We start from the raw sequence: 18,469 nt of genomic DNA, 5'->3' as shown, positions 1-18,469 counted from the left end.
CGTGCCGCAGACCACGCTGACGCCAGCCCCCGCAGACGTCGGCGTCGCACGCGCCCTGGTCGACGACCCGTCCCAGACCGCCGTGCTCGCGCTGCCCGACGGCCGGCACGCGGCGGTCATCGGCGCTCCCGGCACGGGCAAGACGACCACGCTCGCCCGGCTCGTCGCCGACCGGTTGCGCCGACCGGACGCGATCAGCCCCGACGGGCACGCCACCGTGCTCGCGCTGACCTCGTCGCGGACCGCTGCCACGGCCCTCCGTGACCGCCTCGCCGCCGCCGTCGACCGCGTGGTGCCCGGAGCGCTCGCCCGGACCGTGAACTCGTTGGCCTTCCAGATCGTCGCGCACGCCGCCGCGGTCCAGGGGCAGGAAGCGCCCACGCTGCTGACCGGTGGCGAGCAGGACCGCATCATCGCCGACCTGCTCGCCGGTCACGAGCTCGACGGCACCGGTCCGGACTGGCCCGAACCCATCACCGCGGTGGTGCGCGAGCGCGCCGGGTTCCGGACCGCGCTGCGCGACGTCATGATGCGTGCGATCGCGGCGGGCGTCGAGCCCGAGGACATGCGCGAGCTCGGCGACGAGGGCGGTCGACCCGAGTGGCGGGCCGTCGGTGACTTCGTCGACGAGTACCGGGCCTCGGTCACCGCGTTCCGCGCGACCAGCCTCGACTCCGGTGAGCTCGTCGCGTTCGCCACCGCCGCCGTGCTGCGTGGGGAACTCCCGGCGAGCATCGCCGCCCTCGGACTCATCGTGGTCGACGACACCCAGGAACTCGTCGAGGGCGAGGTGGCACTGCTCGGTGCGCTCGCCCGGTCCGGCGTGCAGGTCGTCGCGTTCGGCGACCCGGACATCGCCGCCTCGGCGTTCCGCGGGGCCGAACCGGACGTGCTCGGGCGCCTGGCCGTGCGGCTCGGCGTGGACCGCGTCGACGAACTCCTCCTCGGCACCGTGCACCGGTACCCCGCGCCGATCCGGTCGTTGGTCTCCGGGATCACGGGGCGCATCGGCACGGCAGCGGCCGGTCGGCAGCGCGCGGCGACGGCGAGCGACGAGGACGCCCGAGCCGACGCCGTCGTGCACCTCGAGGCGGCGAGCCGGTCGGCGCTGCTCGTGGCCGTCGCGCGGAGGCTCCGGGAGCACCGCCTGCTCGACGGTGTGCCGTGGCACCGGATGGCCGTCGTCACCCGCAGCGGCGCCGCGATCCCCGAGCTCGTGCGTGCGCTCTCGGTGGCCGAGGTCCCCGCGACCGCCGGTGCCGCGCCCGTCCGCCCCCGTGACGACTCGGCGGCGCGGGCACTGCTCGACGCCGCGGCGGTCGCCCTCGGGGTCCTGCCCCTCGACGCCGCCCTGGCCACGGCGTTCGCCACCGGGCCGCTCGGCGGACTCGACACCCTGGCGATGCGCCGGCTGCGGCTCGCCCTGCGGCGCGAAGAGCTCGCCGGCGACGGCACCCGCACGGCCGACGAACTCCTGATCGACGCGCTCGGTGCCCCGGAGCGTCTGGCCACGGTCGACGCGGGCTTCGCCAGACGGGCGACCCGACTCGCGCGCAGTCTGGTGCAGGCACACGCCGACGCCGAGGCCGGATCGAGCATCGAGGAGATCCTCTGGGGCTTGTGGGAGCGCAGCGGCCTCGCGAAGTCGTGGGGCGGCCAGTCCGCAGCCGGCGGGGTCGGTGCCGGCGAAGCGGACCGGCACCTCGACGCCGTCGTCGGCCTGTTCACCGCCGCCAAGCGGTTCGTCGAACGCACCCCGGACGCCCCGGCCCGGGTGTTCGTCGACGACCTGCTCGGCTCCGACCTGCCCGAGGACTCCATCGGCCCCGACCGCACCGCCGGCCGGGTCCGGGTGCTCACCCCCTCGGCGACGATCGGACTCGAGTGCGACGTCGTCGTGGTGCTCGGGCTGCAGGACGGCGTGTGGCCGAACACCCGGGTGCGCGGCAGTCTGCTCGATCCGGACGGCCTGGTCCGTGCAGCGTCGGGGGCCGAGCGTTCGCCGATCGACGACCGCGCCGCGGTGGTCGCCGACGAACTCCGCTTGTTCGCCCGCGCCGTCTCCCGCGCGACCACGCAGGTCGTGATCGGCACCGTCGCCAACGACGACGAGTCCCCGTCGCCGTTCGTCCGCCTGGTGCCGGTGCCGCCGGACCGGCAGCCGACCGTGCACCCGCTGTCCCTGCGCGGACTGGCCGGGTCCCTGCGACGTCGGGTCGTCCTGTCCGGCGACCACGAGGCCGCCTCGGCGTTGGCCCGGTTGGCCGAGGCCGAGGTCCCCGGGGCCGCACCGGACGACTGGTACGGCCTCGCCGAGCCCACCACCGACGAGCCGCTGGTCGACCTCGACGCCGAGCCGGTGCCCGAGGTCGAGGGCGGCGAACCCGTCGCCCCGACCGTGTCCGTCTCGCCGTCGCGCATCGGCACGTTCGAGGAGTGCCCGGTGCACTGGTTCGTGCAGACCTTCGGCGGCGGTGCGCCGAGTCCGGCGATGGGGATCGGCACGATCGTGCACGAGGCGATGGAGCACGCGACCGAGATCGACGTCGAGTCGCTGTGGGAGCGGGTCGAGGCCCGGTGGGACGAACTGACCTTCGAGTCGCCGTGGGTGGCCGATCGGGAACGCGCGCGCACCCGCCGCATGATCGAGGGGCTCAGCGACTACCTGCGGACCTTCGCGGGCGCTGGCCGCCGGTTGCTCGGCGCCGAGACCTCGTTCGCCCTGGTCACCGGCCCCGCCCGGATGCGCGGCAGTATCGACCGCATCGAGGTCGATCCCGAGGGCCGTGTCAGCGTCGTGGACCTCAAGACCGGACGCTCGATGCCGAGCGAGAAGAACGACATGCCGGAGCACCCGCAGCTCGGCGCGTACCAGCTGGCGATCGAGGACGGCGCGGTCGAGGGCGTTCCGGCCGGCTCGCCCATGACGGACGCCCGACTCGTGTTCGTGCAGAACCCCCGCGGCGGACACGCCTACTCGGAGCGCACCCAGCACGCGTTCGACGCCGAGGCGCGCGACGCCTACCGGGAGCGCCTGCACGGGGTCGCGCTCGGCATGGCCGGACGGACCTTCCTGGCGAACGTGGACGACCACTGCGAGAAGGCCCGGACCGGCGTCGAGTGCCGCATCCACGTGGTCTCGGAGGTGACCTGGTGACCGACACGACCGACACGACGGACGTCCTCGTTGCGCCTGTGGTCCAGCACGGCGCCGACGCCATCGCCGACGCCCTCGGCCGCCCGCGCCCGACCGCACAGCAGCGCGCCGTCATCGAGTCCCCGCTCACCCCCGCCCTGGTCGTCGCCGGAGCCGGCAGCGGCAAGACCGAGACGATGGCGTCGCGGGTGGTCTGGCTGCTCGCGAACGGCATGGTCCGCCCCGACGAGGTCCTCGGCCTGACCTTCACCCGCAAGGCCGCCGGCGAGCTCTCGGTGCGCATCAACGACCGCATCCGTGCACTCGAGGACGTCGGTCTGATCACCCCGGGCGACGCCTTCGAAGCGCCCACGGTCTCGACCTACAACGCGTTCGCGAACGCCGTCTTCCGCGAGAACGCCCTGCTCGTCGGCCGCGACGGCGAGTCCCAGGTCCTGACCGAACCGTCCGCCTGGCAGCTGGCCCGCCGCGTCGTGGTGGCCGCGCGTGACGACCGACTGGCCGGACTCGACCGCGACGTCGACACCCTCACCGCGGCCGTCGTGGCGCTCGCCGGAGCCACGTCCGAGCACCTCGTCGAACCCGAGGACCTCCGCCGGTTCGCCGTCGAGTTCTCCGACCTGCTCGAACTGCCCGGCAACCGTGGCAAGCCGTACAAGGCGATCACCGACGCCGTCGCGGCGATCGGTGCGCTCGAGCCCCTCGCCGACCTGGTCGCGGAGTTCCGGCGGCAGAAGGTCGACCGCGGCTTCGTCGAGTTCTCCGATCAGATCGCCCTGGCGCTCGCCGCGGCCGAGTCCGCGCCGCGGGTGGTCACGGACCTGCGGCAGCGGTTCGGCGTCGTGCTGCTCGACGAGTACCAGGACACCTCGGTGGTGCAGACCCGGTTCCTCGCCCGGCTGTTCCGCGGGCACTCGGTGATGGCCGTGGGCGACCCGCACCAGTCGATCTACGGGTTCCGCGGTGCGAGCGCCGCGAACCTCGCACGCTTCCCGCACGACTTCGGCGGCACCGAGCCGGATGCGGTCCGGCCCGTGACGTTCGCGCTGTCGACGAGCTGGCGGAACCCGGTCGACGTCCTCGCGGGGGCGAACGCGATCGTGGCGCCGCTGTCCGAGGCATCCGAGGTCGACGTCGAGCGCCTGTCACCGCGACCCGGTGCGGACGCCGGGACGGTCCGGGCGGTGTTCCCGGAGACCCTGCCGGAAGAGGCCGACGAGGTCGCCGCCTGGTTCCAGGGCCACCGGAAGCGGAACCCGACCGGGTCGATGGCCCTGCTGCTCCGTGCCCGCAAGGACCTGGCGTCGTTCACCGCGGCGCTCGGAGCGCGTGCTGTGCCCTTCCACGTGCTCGGCACCGGCGGTCTGCTGCAGCGCCCCGAGATCGTGGACCTGGTCGCGTGCCTGCGGGTGCTGCACGACCCGGCTGCCGGCAACGACCTCATCCGGTTGCTCGCGGGTGCCCGGTGGCGGGTGGGCGCGGCGGACGTCGTCGCCCTGCACCACCTCGCGCGGTGGCTGTTCCAGCGTGACCACACGCAGCAGCGGCTCGACGACGAGCTGACGGCGGCGTTCCGCGCCTCGGTGGCCGCGGGGGAGCACGGTTCGATCGTCGACGCCCTGGACTTCGTGGCGACCGCACCGGACGAGCACGGCGCGCTCGAGGGCATCACGCCCGCCGGCCGCAGCCGGATGCGGTCGCTCGGCACGCAGCTCGCGATGCTGCGGTCGAGGGCCGGCAGCGACCTGGTCGACTTCGTGACGCTCGTGGTGCAGGAGATGCGGCTCGACATCGAGGTCGCGGCGCACGAGCAGGGCAGCGGGGCGTACCTCGACGCCTTCATCGACGAGCTCGCCGGGTTCGTGTCCACCGACGACCGTGCCGACCTCGGCTCCTTCCTGGGGTGGATCGACGCCGCCGCCCGCCGTGACGACATGGGCCCGCGCTCCGAGGAACCCGAAGCCGGCACGGTCCAGATCCTGACGATCCACGGGTCGAAGGGCCTCGAGTGGGACGCCGTCGCGGTGCCGCGCATGGTCGAGGGCGGCCTGCCCGCGCGGCCGCAGGAGGGCTCGTCCGGGTGGCTCGGCTTCGGCCGGTTGCCGTACGAGTTCCGGGGGGACGGCGCCGAGCTGCCGAGCCTGGCGTGGCGCGGGCAGGAGACCCAGAAGGACGTCACGACCGCGATCGACGCCTTCAAGGAGCAGGTGAAGGCCCGCAACGAGGACGAGGAACGCCGACTCACGTACGTCGCGCTGACCCGTGCCCGCCACGACCTGCTCGTGTCCGGTTCGTTCTGGGCCGGCGGCGTGCGCCCCACCGAGCCGAGCCGGTACCTGCACGACCTGGTCGAGGCCGGGGTCGTCGACGGCACCGCGATCCCGGAGACCACCGTGCACGACGAGAACCCCCTCGGCGAGGACGGCGCCCAGCAGCTCTGGCCGCACGTGCCGTTCGGGCAGCGTGCGCCCCGAGTGCTGGCGGCGGCTGAGCGGGTCCGGAACGCCAACCCCGGTGCCTCCGGCCGGTACGCGGCCGACATCGACCTGCTGCTCGCCGAACGACGCGCGACCCGGAACGCGAAGCACGCGGTCGTGGTCCCGCACCGTGTGCCGGCCTCCGGCTTCAAGGACTACCTGACCGAGCCGGACAAGGTGGCCGAACGCCTGCGCCGGCCGATGCCGGAGCGTCCGTACCGAGCGACCCGGCTCGGCACGCTCTTCCACCAGTGGGTGGAGCAGCGTGCCCGGACGGGCGGGTCGCTCGAGACGCTCGACGTGTGGGGCGACGAGCTCGACCTCGACGCCGACGACCTGGTCGACGCCTCGCCGGACGCTGTGGTCACGGACGACGACGCCCGACGGCTGGCCGACTTCCAGGCCACCTTCGCCCGCTCACGGTGGGCCGGCCGCACGCCGGTCGAGGTCGAGCGCGAGATCCACATCCCGTTCCTCGGACACAGCGTCGTCTGCAAGCTCGACGCCGTCTACGAGATCGACGGGCGTGCCGAGGTCGTCGACTGGAAGACGGGCAAGGCACCGTCCGGTGCCGACGACCTGGCCCGACGGACGCTGCAGCTCGCCCTGTACCGGGTGGCCTACGCCGAGTTCACCGGTCGACCGGTCGACCAGGTCGACGCCGTGTTCTACTTCGTCGCGGACGACCTCGAGGTGCGCCCGACCGAGCTGCTCGACCGTGCTGGACTCGAGCGCGCCTGGACGGCCGCGATCGGCTGACGGACGAGGGGTCGCGACACCCCGCGGCGTGCACGGCGACCGGTCACAGGCCGTCAGTGCGAGGCGCGACGGCCGACGGCTCGTGGCCGGTCGGTGCTCGGAGGGCGGGGAGTCGTGACGGCTCGGTGCCGGACGCGGGCGGGGAGCGCGCCGCGCCCCAGCCGGCCACCCTGGAGGCCCGGTGCCGGTCTCGCGGACCGGCACCGGGCCTCCAGGCAGTCGCGCCCACCGCCCAGCGCGACCACCGCTGGTCACGACAGCCCGTCGGCGGCTGCCGACTGGTCGTGGACGGTCGCTCGAACGCGGGGCGGACGACGTTGCGTGACCGCTCGGCAGAAGTGAGCGCGGCGCAGAAGCCGGAACGTCGGAGCGGAGGTCAGCCGTGTCGGCGTTCGGTCGACGACAGCAACTGCTCGACCTCGCCGATCTCCATCGTCTCGGGGGACACCGACTGCAGCGGTTCCGCGCTCGGCGCGTGCACCGCGTCGACCAGCCGGTGCATCATGGCGACCGCGTCGTCGACGACCTCGGTGCTCTTCGCCTGGACGCCGTGCAGCAGCCAGTGCGCCGTCTCGAGTTCGTGGTGCACCCGGGCGCGCTGTGCGAGCTGACGGTCGCGTCCGCCGCCGTTCGCCTCGTAGGCGCTCAGGACGGTGTCGAAGGCGTCGCGTCGGCCGGCGAGCACCCAGGCGAGGTCCTTCGCCGGGTCTCCGAGTCGGAGCTCGCCCCAGTCGAGGATCCCGCTGACGGAGTCGCCGTCGACGAGCAGCACGCCGGTGCCGATCGATCCGTGCACGACGGTGGGGGTGAACTGCCACAGCTGCTGGTCGCGCGCGGCACCCTCCCAGCGTTCGACCAGGGCGGCGGGCACGAGCTTGGTGGCGACGGCGCGGTCCATCACGGACACGGCGGAGCGCAGCACCTCGAACGGGGTGAGCGACGGCAGGCCGGCGTCCGAGACGAAGCTCGTCGGCAGCTGGTGGATCGCGGCGAGGGCGCGGCCGACGCTCGTGGCGAGCTCGGGGCGCTCGGCGAACGACGCGAGCGTCGGGTGCGCGCCCGGCAGCCGGGTGGTGACGATGGCGCGGGTCGATCCGATCGGCGCCTGACCGCGGTACTCGGCCACACCGAACGGGAGGCGCGTGCGGATCCCGGCGCTCAGCGCACGGATCGCGACGAGGTCGGCCGACTGCCGGGCTTCCGCCCGCTGGTTCCGGGGACGTCGGATGACCGTCAGGGCGCCGTCGGCGTCGCGGAGGAGAGCCGACTCGTAGTCGCCGGCCGCGGCCGAGCCGAGCGTGCGCGTGCCCGTGACGACGAGACCGGGCACGGCCGTCGTCGCCAACGCGGCTAGAGTGAACTGGGATCCCGCCATGCCCCCCAGGGTAGGTGCGTGACGCCTGCACCGGTGCACGCCACGCTGTTCCCGAAGCCTTCCCACTACGCCTTGCCGCACGCCCCGCCCGCAGGCCTCGCCTGCACCTGAACCGAGGAGCCCTCTGCCGTGACCGTCGAGTTCGCCTCCCGGCTCCCGCTGTCCCGCAACGAACTCGACCGCGACGCCGAGTTCCGCACGACGCCGGACCTCGACCGGGTCCTGCGCGAGGACTCCGCGACCCGGTACCTGCCGGTGCACGGCTCGGAGATGCTCCGGAACGCCGACGGCACCCTGCGCTTCGTGACCGCGGTCGACGTCCCCGACGGCACCGTGACGCTGTACCTCGGCCGCGCGGTCTCGGACGCTGCCGACGCCCCCGCTGGCACCCGCTTCGTCGCGGCCCTCGTCGACGACGCCACCGCGTCGGCCATCGAACCGTCCGACGACGCGTGGGAGAGCCTGCGCATGTTCGGCACCGAGCTGTCCCCGCGCGACCAGGGCCTGGCCGTCGAGGCCGTGGCGATGGCGAACTGGCACGCCGTCCACGGCTTCTCGCCCCGCACCGGGTCCGCGACCGACGTCGTCACCGGCGGGTGGGTGCGCCGTGACCCTGAAGGACACGAGCACTTCCCGCGTACCGACGCCGCGATCATCGTCGGTGTCGTCGACGCCGACGACCGCATCCTGCTCGGCTCGAACGCCGCGTGGGACGCCGACCGCTACTCGCTGCTCGCCGGTTTCGTCGAACCGGGGGAGTCGCTCGAGGACGCCGTCCGCCGCGAGGTCTTCGAGGAGTCCGGCGTGCACGTCGAGGAGCCCGAGTACCTCGGCTCGCAGCCGTGGCCGTTCCCCGCGTCGCTGATGGTCGGCTTCCGTGCCCGCGCAGTGGACGGCGACCCGTCCACTGCCCGGCCCGACGGCGTCGAGATCCTCGACGTGCGCTGGTTCTCGCGCGAGGAGATCCGGGAGCGCGCGGGGGACACCCTGCTGCTGCCCGGTCGGACCTCGATCGCCCGCGCCATCATCGAGGAGTGGTACGGCGGGCCGCTGGACCTGCCGTGAGCAGTGCTGGTGGTGGGCCGGTGCCGGCTGGCGCTGGTCCGGGCGGTGCAGGCGGTTCGGCCGGTTCGGCCGGTTCGGCCGAGGTCCGTCCGCCGTCGCCCGATGAACTCCTCGCCGCCCTCGACACCGAGCAGCGCACCGTCGCCCGGACCCTGCTCGGCCCCGTCGCGGTCCTGGCGGGCGCCGGCACCGGCAAGACCCGTGCGATCACCCACCGCATCGCCTACGGCGTCGCGACCGGCACCTACGCACCGAACCACGTCCTCGCGCTGACGTTCACCACCCGCGCCGCCGGGGAGCTGCGGTCGCGACTCCGCTCGCTCGGCGCCGGCACGGTGCAGGCGCGCACCTTCCACGCTGCGGCGATGGCGCAGCTCAGCTACTTCTGGCCGGACACCGTCGGCGGGCACGCGCCGAAGATCGTCGAGTCCAAGGGCCGGATGATCGCGCACGCCGCGGACACCGTCGGGATGTCGGTCGACACCCCGGTGCTGCGCGACCTGGCCGCCGAGGTCGAGTGGCGCAAGGTGCAGATGCTCTCGCTCGAGGAGTACGAGGCCGCCGCCGCCGAACGGGTGATGCCGCGCGACACCTCGCCGCGCCGGGTGATCGACCTGATGAAGGCCTACGAGCGCCTGAAGGACGACCGCCGACAGCTCGACTTCGAGGACGTCCTGCTCGCCACGCTCGGCATGGTCGAGTCGGAGCCGCGCGTGGCGTCCTACGTGCGGCAGCAGTACCGGTTCTTCGTCGTCGACGAGTACCAGGACGTCTCGCCCGTGCAGCACGACCTGCTGCGGGCCTGGCTCGGCGGCCGCGACGACCTGTGCGTCGTCGGCGACGCCAGCCAGACGATCTACTCGTTCGCCGGTGCGTCGAGCGACTACCTGCTCGGCTTCGGCTCGGAGTTCCCCCGCGGCTCGATCGTCCGACTCGAGCGGAACTACCGCTCCACCCGCGAGGTCGTGCACGCTGCCAACGCCCTGATGCGCGGGCAACCGGGCGCGCTCGACCTGGTCGCCCAGACGGACGAGTCCGGCCCCGACCCCGTCGTGGTTCCGTGCGTGCACGACGGCGACGAGGCGCAGACCATCGCCCGACGGATCGCGGAACTCGTCGCCGGCGGGGCGTCGTACGGCGACTGCGCAGTGCTGTTCCGCGTCGGTGCCCAGTCCGCGGCCCTCGAGTCCGCGCTCGGCCGCAACGGCATCCCCTACCGGGTGCAGGGCGGCACGCGCTTCTTCAACCGGCCCGAGGTCAAGCTCGCGGTGCACCACATGCGCGGCGAGGCGATCCGGCAGACCGACGACGAACTGACCCGCCGTGTCCGCCTCGTGCTGCAGGTCAGTGGGTGGACGCCGACTGCCCCCGAGGGCACCGGCGCCGTCCGCGAGCAGTGGGAAGCGCTGCAGGCGATCATGGGCCTGGCCGAGGACGCCCCCGCCGGCACGACCATGCAGCAGTTCACCCAGGACCTGGTGGACCGTGCCGCGACCCACCACGAGCCCGAGGTCGACGCCGTGACCCTGGCGACCCTGCACTCGTCCAAGGGGCTCGAGTGGCCGAACGTGGTCATCGCCGGTGCCGCCGAGGGACTCCTGCCGATCTCACACGCCACCACCGACACCGAGGTGGACGAGGAACGTCGCCTGTTCTACGTCGGCCTGACCCGCGCCCGGCGGACCGTGACGATCACGTGGTCGAGACAGGGTTCCACGCGTGGGGGAGCCCGCGCTCCGAGTCGGTTCCTGGCAGTGCTCGGCACGCGCACCGCGGATGGGGCGGCACCGACCACCGGCTGACGGCCAGGTCGTCGCGGTCGAACACCACCTGGTCCGGGTCGGCACGTTGCGACCGGAGCGGCAGGCGCTGCACGAGCAGCCGGGTGGTGGCCGCGGCCACCGCGGCGGACCGCCACGGTGACAGCGGCGCCGGTGGTCGTCCCCACAGCTGCGACGCGATCGCGGGCCACGCCGGGTCGTCGTCCACGCGTGCGAACTCCGCGCACTGGAGGCACGGGCCGGCCCCCGGGACCACGAACGGCCCGAGGCGGATGCGGCCGTCGCCCACCACGACCGCCAGGTGCGGCACGCCCCTGCGGGCCCAGGCGGCGCGGAGCGCGGGGTCGACGACGTGGTCGGCGACCACCACGGCGAGCCGGGGTTCGTGCTCCGGCAGCTCGACCGGGCCGCCCCGTGGGGACGAGGTCCGGGCGACGGTCACGCCCTCGCCGGACAGGTGGGCCGCGATCGTGTCCGCCAACCCGCCGGCGCCGTGCACCTCGACCCGTTCGAGCGGTTCGGGCAGGACGTCGATCACGGCGGGGGACGCCGCACCGAGCACGCGCGCGGCGACGTCCGGTGGGCAGCCCGAGGTGACGGCGAGGCCGCTCAGCGCTTCGCGCCCCGTCTCGCGCCGCAGGGCACTGAGGAACCGTTCCTCGCCCGTGGTCGGGACGTCGACGACGGCACGAGGTGGATCGACCCCGAGCTGCACCGTCGTCGGGTCGCGCCAGACGAACTCGAGTGTCGGATCGATGCGGATGCCCATGACCCCACGGTGCCCGAGTCGGGGGCACGCGTGGGGCCGGGTGGTGGATCTGTGGAGAACTCGGCGGTGCCGGACTCAGCGGGGCTGGTCGCCGGGGCGGTCCTCGTCGGTGCCTGTCTCGTCGGTGCCTGTCTCGTCGGTGCCCGTTCCGTCGGTGCCCGTCTCGCCGGTGCCTGTCTCGCCGGTGCCCGGGGCGCCGTCGTCGATCCGGCCGGACTCATCCTCGTGCGGACGGGCGCCGGTGGCGTCGTTGAGCAGGTCCTCGAGCGCCTTGTCGAACGCGTCGTCCTCCTCCGTCTGCGCGGGGTTCCGCAGACGGGCGACCAGGGCGTCCGGTGCGTCGACGTCGTCGGACGTGGGGACGAGGTCGAAGTGCGACCAGAGTGCGTCACGCTGCTCGGCACCGAGCTCGTCCGTCACCCGCTGCCACATCGCGGCGGCCTCGCGCAGACGGCGGGGTCGCAGTTCGAGGCCGACGAGCGTCGCGAACGCGGACTCGGCGGGTCCTCCGGCTGCACGGCGACGGCGGACCATCTCGGCGATGGCGCTGCTCTTCGGCAGCCGGACGGTGGCGGCGGCGGTCACCGTGTCGACCCAGCCCTCGACGAGCGCGAGCATGGTCTCGAGTCGTGCCAGCGCAGCATCCTGCTCGGGCGTGCGCGGCGGGATGAGCGCGCCCGAGGCGAGCGCGTCCCGCAGCTGCTCCTGGTTGGTCGGGTCGATGTCCGCGGCGAGCTCCTCGACGCGGTCGAAGGGGATGTGGATGCCCCGTGCGTAGTCCGTGATCGACGAGATGATGTGCAGTCGCAGCCACCGCGCTGAGCGGAAGAGCCGTGCGTGGGCGAGTTCGCGGACCGCCAGGTAGATGCGGACCTCGTCCTCGGAGACGTCGAGTCCCTCGGCGAACTCGGCCACGTTCTGCGGCAGGAGTGCGGCGACCTGCTCGTCCAGCAGCGGGACCCCGACGTCGCCGCCGGACACGACCTCCTTCGACAGCTGGCCGACGACCTGGCCGAGCTGGATGGCGAAGAGGGCACCGCCGACGCCGCGCATCGCCTTCGAGACGTCGCCGAGCATCGCCTTGAGTTCTTCGGGAGCACGCTGGTCGATGGCCTCGGTCAGCGCATCGGCGATGCTGAACGCGACGGGCTCGGCGATCTGGGTCCACACCGGAACCGTCGCCTTCGCCCACTGCTCCCGCGTGTACAGGCTCGGGGTGGCGGTGAGCTCGGCCACGGTCGTGACCTCGTCCAACCAGAGGGCGGCGACCTGGAACGCCTGGTCGGCCGCCTGCGAGGCCACCGGGTCGACGGCGTGGCCGCCTTCACGGGCGATCGCGGTGGCGCGCTCGGCGGTCGCGGAGAAGTCGATGCCGTCGCCGCCGGACTGCGCGGCACGCTGCAGCTGGCTCATCAGGTTCGCGACGAAGGCCGGGTCGTTCGGCAGGCCGGCTGCACCGGCGAGCTGCGACGGGTCGATCTGGCCCTCGCCCGAGAGCAGCTTGCGCAGCATCTCCTGGAAGTCGTCGTCCGGCCCCGGCTGTGGTTCATCAGGCATGCCGACTACGCTAATCGCTGCTCACGGGGCCGCACCTGGGATGCCCCCGTGGGAACGCCCGAACCGCTGCGCCGAGGGCGAACAGTCCCGCCGTACGGCGCGGACGACCGCCCCGCCGTCAGGCCCGGCGACCGCCCCTGGAAGGACCCCGCGTGACCCTCTTCACCCCCGCGCCCCGTCGTCGTTCGCGTGCCAGGACCGTCGGGTGGGCGTTCGTGATCGGTGCCGTCGTGCTGGGGATCCTGGCGAGCGTGCTGCCGAGCCCGTACCTGATCGAGGTCCCCGGACCGGTCTACAACACCATCGGGACCCAGAAGCAGGGGACGGGCAAGGACGCGAAGGACGTCAAGCTGATCCAGGTCTCCGGGCACGAGACCTACCCCACCGCCGGGGCGCTCGACATGCTGACGGTCGGCATCCAGGGTGACGCGACGAACCGTCCGTCGTGGACCAGCGTCGTCCGGGCGATCTTCACGAAGTCCGAGGCCGTGATCCCGGTCGAGGCGATCTACCCGACCGGCACCACGACCGAGCAGGTGAACCAGCAGGACTCCGCCGACATGCAGGCGTCGCAGCAGTCCGCCGTGGCCGCAGCACTGATCCAGCAGGGGAACGACCTGCCGACCGAACTCGAGGTCGGTACCGTGCAGCCGGGCTCGGCTGCCGACGGCCCGATCGAGAAGGGCGACGTCATCACGGCCTTCGACGGCACCTCGCTCACGACGAACGCCGACGCCACCTCGCTGCGCGAGCTCGTCGCGAAGCACGGCACGTCGACCCCGGCCACCGTCACCATCGAGCGCGACGGTGCGACGAAGGACGTCCTGGTGACCCCGCGCGACGAGCAGGGCACCGCGCTCCTGGGCGTCGGCGTCACGGAGAAGTACGACTTCCCGTTCGACGTCTCGATCAAGCTGCAGGACGTCGGTGGCCCCTCGGCCGGCATGATGTTCGCGCTCGGGATCATCGACGAGATCACACCAGGCAAGCTCAACGGCGGCAAGCACGTCGCGGGGACGGGCACGATCACCGCCGACGGCGAGGTCGGAGCCATCGGCGGCATCCGGCAGAAGCTCTACGGAGCGCGGGAAGCCGGGGCGACGGTGTTCCTCGCCCCGGCCGACAACTGCGGCGAGGTCGTCGGGCACGTGCCGGACGGGCTCGACGTCTACAAGGTGTCGACGCTCGACCAGGCCGTCACCGACCTGCAGACCATCGCCGACGGGAAGAGCACCGCGAAGCTCGCCCGCTGCGGTTCCTGACCGGGTTCCTGAGTCCTCGCACAGTTTCACTGTCCGCTCGGTCCAATAGGATCAGTGCACTGACGGCCCGCCGCGAGCCGGGCCCGCCGGTCCGACACGTCTGGAGCACATCAAGTGACGACAACCTCGTCCACCTCGGGGCGGCGTTCGCCGCGGGTCCCGATCGTGGTCACGATCATCGTGCTGGCCGCACTGGTGATCGGCTTCTTCATCTTCGCCAGCCTGTACACCGACTACGCGTGGTTCGCGCAGCTCGGGTTCCAGCAGGTCCTCACGACGCGGTGGATCGCAGGGACCCTGATGTTCCTCGCGGGCTTCCTGGGAATGGCGATCCCGGTCTTCCTGAGCATCGGACTGGCCTTCCGGTACCGCCCGGTCTACGCGAAGCTCAACTCGCAGCTGGACCGGTACCAGCAGGTCATCGAACCGCTGCGCCGCGCCGTCATGATCGGCATCCCGGTGGTGCTCGGCATCTTCGCCGGGCTGTCGACCTCGGGGCGCTGGAGCATGGTGCTCGAGTACTTCAACCGGACCCCGTTCGGCAAGACGGACCCGCAGTTCGGCCTGGACATCGGCTTCTACGTCTTCGAGCTGCCGTTCTGGCGCTCGATCGTGGCGTACTCGTCGGCCGTGGTGCTGATCGCGGGGCTCGCCGCCCTCGCCGCCTGCTACCTGTACGGCGCGCTGCGCTTCGGGGGACGTGAAGTCCGGATCTCCCGAGCAGCGCGCATCCAGCTCGCCGTCACCGCTGCGCTCTACATCGCGCTGCAGGCCGTCAGCCTGTGGCTCGACCAGTACGCGGCGCTCACCAAGTCGAACTCGCTCATCACCGGTGCGCAGTACACCGAGGTCAACGCGGTCATCCCGGGTCGCGAGATCATGGCGGGCATCGCGGCGATCGTCGCGATCCTGTTCATCGTCACCGCGGTGATCGGCCGCTGGCGCATCTCGATCGTCGGCACCGGCCTGCTGCTCGTCGCCGCGATCGTCATCGGGGGCATCTACCCCTGGATCGTCCAGCGCCTGCAGGTCAAGCCCTCGGAGCGTACCTACGAGTCCGCGTACATCGAGCGGAACATCAAGGCCACGCGGGACGCCTACGGTGTCTCCGACGTCAAGGAACAGAACTACGACGCCACGACCGAGGCCAGCTCCGGCGCCCTCGCGCAGGACGCCCAGACGACGGCGAACATCCGCCTCATCGACCCGAAGATCGTCTCCGACACCTTCAGTCAGCTGCAGCAGTACCGGCAGTACTACCAGTTCCCGGACGAGCTCGACGTCGACCGGTACGACGTCAAGGGCGAGACCGAGGACACCGTCATCGCGGTGCGCGACATCGACCTCGACGGTCTGAGCTCGGCCGCGAACACCCAGTACAACCGGGCGTTCGTGTACACCCACGGCTACGGCGTGACCGCGGCCTTCGGCAACCAGCGCGCGAGCGACGGCAAGCCGGTCTTCCTCGAGTCGGGCATCCCCTCGAACGGTGCGCTGGGTGACTTCCAGCAGCGCGTGTACTTCGGCGAGACCTCGCCGGCGTACTCGATCGTCGGGGCGCCGAAGGGTTCGAAGGACGTCGAGCTCGACTACCCGTCCGGATCCGACGACGACAACGGCGGCAACGCCACCACGACGTACTCCGGCGACGGCGGACCGAGTGTGGGCAACTTCTTCAACCGACTCGTCTACGCGGCGAAGTTCCAGTCGGAGCAGGTCCTGCTGTCGGACGCGGTCAACAAGGACTCGCAGATCCTCTACGACCGCGACCCGATCACGCGTGTCCAGAAGGTCGCGCCGTACCTGACGGTCGACAGCGACGCCTACCCGGCGATCGTCGACCACCGCATCCAGTGGGTCGTCGACGGCTACACGACGAGCGACGCCTACCCGTACTCGCAGAGCCAGAGCCTGTCGGACAGCATCGCCGGTTCGGAGTCCTCGGCGTACCGCACCGACCAGGTCAACTACATCCGCAACTCGGTGAAGGCCACGGTCGACGCCTACACGGGCAAGGTGACCCTCTACGCGTGGGACACCAAGGACCCGGTGCTGAAGACGTGGGAGAAGGTCTTCCCGACGTCGGTCAAGTCGGTGTCGAGCATGAGCGCCGAGCTGCTGGACCACGTCCGCTACCCGACGGACCTGTTCAAGGTGCAACGGTCGATCCTCGGCACCTACCACGTCACGAACGCGAACTCGTTCTACTCGGGTGACGACGCATGGAACACACCACAGGAGCCCACGACCACGGGGTCGACTGACACGGATGCGAGCGCCGCCGACACGTCGACGACCACGAACGCCCTGGGCGCGCAGACGACGACGACCGCGAGCAAGGCGAACCTGCAGGATCCGTACTACCTGACGATGAAGGTGCCGGGGCAGGAGACCGCGTACAACCTGTACACGACCTACATCCCCCAGCAGTCCGCCGGTGCGAACAACCGCAACGTGCTGACCGGCTACCTGGCCGCCGACTCCGACGCGGGAGGTGCGGGCAAGGGCAAGAAGGCGTCGGGCTACGGCAAGCTCACGTTGTTGACGATGCCGAAGACCGACAACATCCCGGGCCCGGCGCAGGTGCAGAACCTGTTCAACTCGGACACCACGGTGTCGCAGGAGCTGAACATCCTGAAGCGCGGCAACTCGACGGTGAAGCAGGGCAACCTGCTCACCCTTCCGGTCGGCGGCGGCTTCCTGTACGTGCAGCCCGTGTACGTGCAGTCGACGTCGAGCGGTTCGTACCCGCTGCTGCAGAAGGTGCTCGTCGCGTTCGGCGACAAGATCGCGTTCGAGGACACCCTCGACGAGGCGCTCAACTCGCTGTTCGGCGGTGACTCGGGTGCTGCTGCCGGAGACTCCGATGCCAGTGGTTCGGGGAGCGACTCCGGTTCGTCCGGGTCGGGCTCGTCCGACTCCGGTTCCGACTCGGGCTCCGGGTCGACCGGTGGCTCGACCGGCTCGGGCACCACGGACAACGACGCACTGCAGCAGGCGCTGTCCGACGCGAACGACGCCCTGCAGGACCGTCAGCAGGCCTACGCCGACAACGACCTGGTCGCTGCAGCCGAGGCCGACAAGCGCCTGCAAGAGGCGATCGAGGCCGCGACCGCAGCCGAAGACGGCAGCTGACACGCCGTGGCGGGGCACACGATTTGTGCCCCGCCACGACCGTGTGTAGGCTATTCAATGTGCCGCGGGGTGGAGCAGTTCGGTAGCTCGCTGGGCTCATAACCCAGAGGTCGTAGGTTCAAATCCTGCCCCCGCAACCAAGCGTCACACGAAAGCCCCGGTCCGAAAGGACCGGGGCTTTCCTCGTTCCCGGGCTCCTCCACGCCGGAACGCTCCGCAGTGCGCCGGTACGCTCGGCGGATGGGCACCCTCACGATCGCCGCCGCGCAGTTCGCTCCCGTGGACGACCCGGTGGCCAACCTCGAGACCGTCCGGACCGCGGCAGCCGACGCAGCGGCGCGGGGAGCGGCCCTGCTCGTCACGCCGGAGTACTCGTCGTACTTCACCGCCGACATCGACGACCGGTTCGTCGCCGCAGCGCAGCCGCTCGACGGCCCCTTCGTGTCAGGGCTGCAGGACATCGCCCGCGACACCGGTGTCGCGCTCGTCGTCGGGATCGCCGAGACGACCGACGTATCAACGTCCGACGCAGCGACCCCGGCAGGCCCCACGCGCTTCCGCAACACCCTGGTGGCAGTGCTCCCCACCGGCGAGCTCGCGGCGACCTACCGGAAGGTGCACCTCTACGACGCCTTCGGGTCGCGGGAGTCGGACCGCATCGAGTCCGGCGACCCGGAGCAGCTGCCGGTCTTCGAGTTCGCGGGCCTCCGGATCGGGCTCGAGACCTGTTACGACCTGCGCTTCCCCGAGGTCACCCGGCGGCTGGCAGCGCCCGAGCACGGTGCGGCCGACGTCGTCGTGCTGCCGGCCGAGTGGGTGCGCGGCCCCGGCAAGGAGCACCACTGGCGGACCCTGCTCACCGCGCGGGCGATCGAGAACACCGTCTGGGTCGTCGGTGTCGGCCAGACGCCCCCGATCGGCATCGGCGCCTCGGTGGTGCTCGACCCCTCCGGTGTCGCCGTGGCGTCGGCCGGCTCTGCGCCCGGCACGCTCGTCGCGACCGTCGACACCGCTGTGACCGAGGCGGTCCGGCAGGTCAACCCGTCGCTGGCACTCCGCCGGTACGACGTCGCGCTGCGCGCCCGGCCTGGAGGCACGGCTCGCCCCTGACCGGCAGGTCCCGTCCGATCCG

10 protein-coding genes and 1 tRNA gene are annotated in these 18,469 nt (G+C 72.1%); 8 read left to right on the top strand and 3 right to left on the bottom strand.

Annotated features, from left to right (window positions below):
* The first annotated feature begins 1 nt into the window (after position 1).
* Entirely contained in the window at positions 2 to 3,157 is a 3,156-nt protein-coding gene (locus tag EDF28_RS15875) for a UrvD/REP family ATP-dependent DNA helicase (RefSeq protein ID WP_185094270.1), read from the top strand.
* Positions 3,154 to 6,393 (top strand): ATP-dependent DNA helicase, encoded by a 3,240-nt coding sequence (locus tag EDF28_RS15870; protein ID WP_123938946.1) that lies wholly within the window; start codon positions 3,154 to 3,156, stop codon positions 6,391 to 6,393. The genes EDF28_RS15875 and EDF28_RS15870 overlap by 4 nt, the downstream gene beginning before the upstream one ends.
* Before the next feature lie 376 nt (positions 6,394 to 6,769).
* On the opposite strand, the gene EDF28_RS15865 is transcribed toward EDF28_RS15870, so the two are convergent.
* Entirely contained in the window at positions 6,770 to 7,768 is a 999-nt protein-coding gene (locus tag EDF28_RS15865; RefSeq protein ID WP_123938945.1) for a phosphotransferase, read from the bottom strand.
* Between the two features lie 129 nt (positions 7,769 to 7,897).
* On the opposite strand from EDF28_RS15865, the gene nudC reads away from it, so the two are divergent.
* Both nudC and EDF28_RS15855 read left to right on the top strand, forming a co-directional pair.
* Complete coding sequence (gene nudC, locus EDF28_RS15860; RefSeq protein ID WP_123938944.1) at positions 7,898 to 8,833, top strand: NAD(+) diphosphatase; 936 nt, start codon at positions 7,898 to 7,900, stop codon at positions 8,831 to 8,833.
* Positions 8,830 to 10,635 (top strand): ATP-dependent helicase, encoded by a 1,806-nt coding sequence (locus tag EDF28_RS15855; protein ID WP_260155053.1) that lies wholly within the window; start codon positions 8,830 to 8,832, stop codon positions 10,633 to 10,635. Before nudC ends, EDF28_RS15855 begins: the two co-directional genes overlap by 4 nt.
* On the opposite strand, the gene EDF28_RS15850 is transcribed toward EDF28_RS15855, so the two are convergent.
* Entirely contained in the window at positions 10,526 to 11,383 is an 858-nt protein-coding gene (locus EDF28_RS15850) for a TOMM precursor leader peptide-binding protein (protein WP_123938943.1), read from the bottom strand. The genes EDF28_RS15855 and EDF28_RS15850 overlap by 110 nt on opposite strands.
* Before the next feature lie 75 nt (positions 11,384 to 11,458).
* Positions 11,459 to 12,940 (bottom strand): zinc-dependent metalloprotease, encoded by a 1,482-nt coding sequence (locus EDF28_RS15845; RefSeq protein ID WP_260155052.1) that lies wholly within the window; start codon positions 12,938 to 12,940, stop codon positions 11,459 to 11,461.
* 152 nt (positions 12,941 to 13,092) lie between these two features.
* Between EDF28_RS15845 and EDF28_RS15840 the strand changes: the two genes are divergently transcribed.
* The 4 genes from EDF28_RS15840 to EDF28_RS15825 all read left to right on the top strand — a co-directional run bounded on the left by EDF28_RS15840 (position 13,093) and on the right by EDF28_RS15825 (position 18,447).
* Positions 13,093 to 14,202 carry a PDZ domain-containing protein gene (locus EDF28_RS15840; RefSeq protein WP_260155051.1) on the top strand — a complete coding sequence of 370 codons (1,110 nt, stop codon included), beginning with the start codon at positions 13,093 to 13,095 and terminating at the stop codon, positions 14,200 to 14,202.
* 165 nt (positions 14,203 to 14,367) lie between these two features.
* Positions 14,368 to 17,337, top strand: coding sequence for a UPF0182 family protein (locus tag EDF28_RS15835; protein ID WP_185094269.1), 2,970 nt, complete (start codon positions 14,368 to 14,370; stop codon positions 17,335 to 17,337).
* Positions 17,338 to 17,400: 63 nt separating this feature from the next.
* Positions 17,401 to 17,477, top strand: a tRNA-Met gene (locus tag EDF28_RS15830).
* A gap of 100 nt (positions 17,478 to 17,577) precedes the next feature.
* Positions 17,578 to 18,447, top strand: coding sequence for a carbon-nitrogen hydrolase family protein (locus tag EDF28_RS15825; RefSeq protein ID WP_123938941.1), 870 nt, complete (start codon positions 17,578 to 17,580; stop codon positions 18,445 to 18,447).
* Positions 18,448 to 18,469 lie beyond the last annotated feature (22 nt).

The sequence above is a fragment of the Curtobacterium sp. PhB137 genome (assembly GCF_003814955.1).
Lineage (GTDB): Bacteria > Actinomycetota > Actinomycetes > Actinomycetales > Microbacteriaceae > Curtobacterium.
This window is presented reverse-complemented; position numbering and strand designations above follow the sequence as displayed.

Excerpts from the sequence above, each read along its gene's own strand:
- EDF28_RS15865 (WP_123938945.1), bottom strand. The coding sequence starts at position 7,768 with ATGGCGGGATCCCAGTTCACTCTAGCCGCGTTGGCGACGACGGCCGTG.
- EDF28_RS15850 (WP_123938943.1), bottom strand. The coding sequence starts at position 11,383 with ATGGGCATCCGCATCGATCCGACACTCGAGTTCGTCTGGCGCGACCCG.
- EDF28_RS15845 (WP_260155052.1), bottom strand. The coding sequence starts at position 12,940 with ATGCCTGATGAACCACAGCCGGGGCCGGACGACGACTTCCAGGAGATG.
- EDF28_RS15825 (WP_123938941.1), top strand. The coding sequence starts at position 17,578 with ATGGGCACCCTCACGATCGCCGCCGCGCAGTTCGCTCCCGTGGACGAC.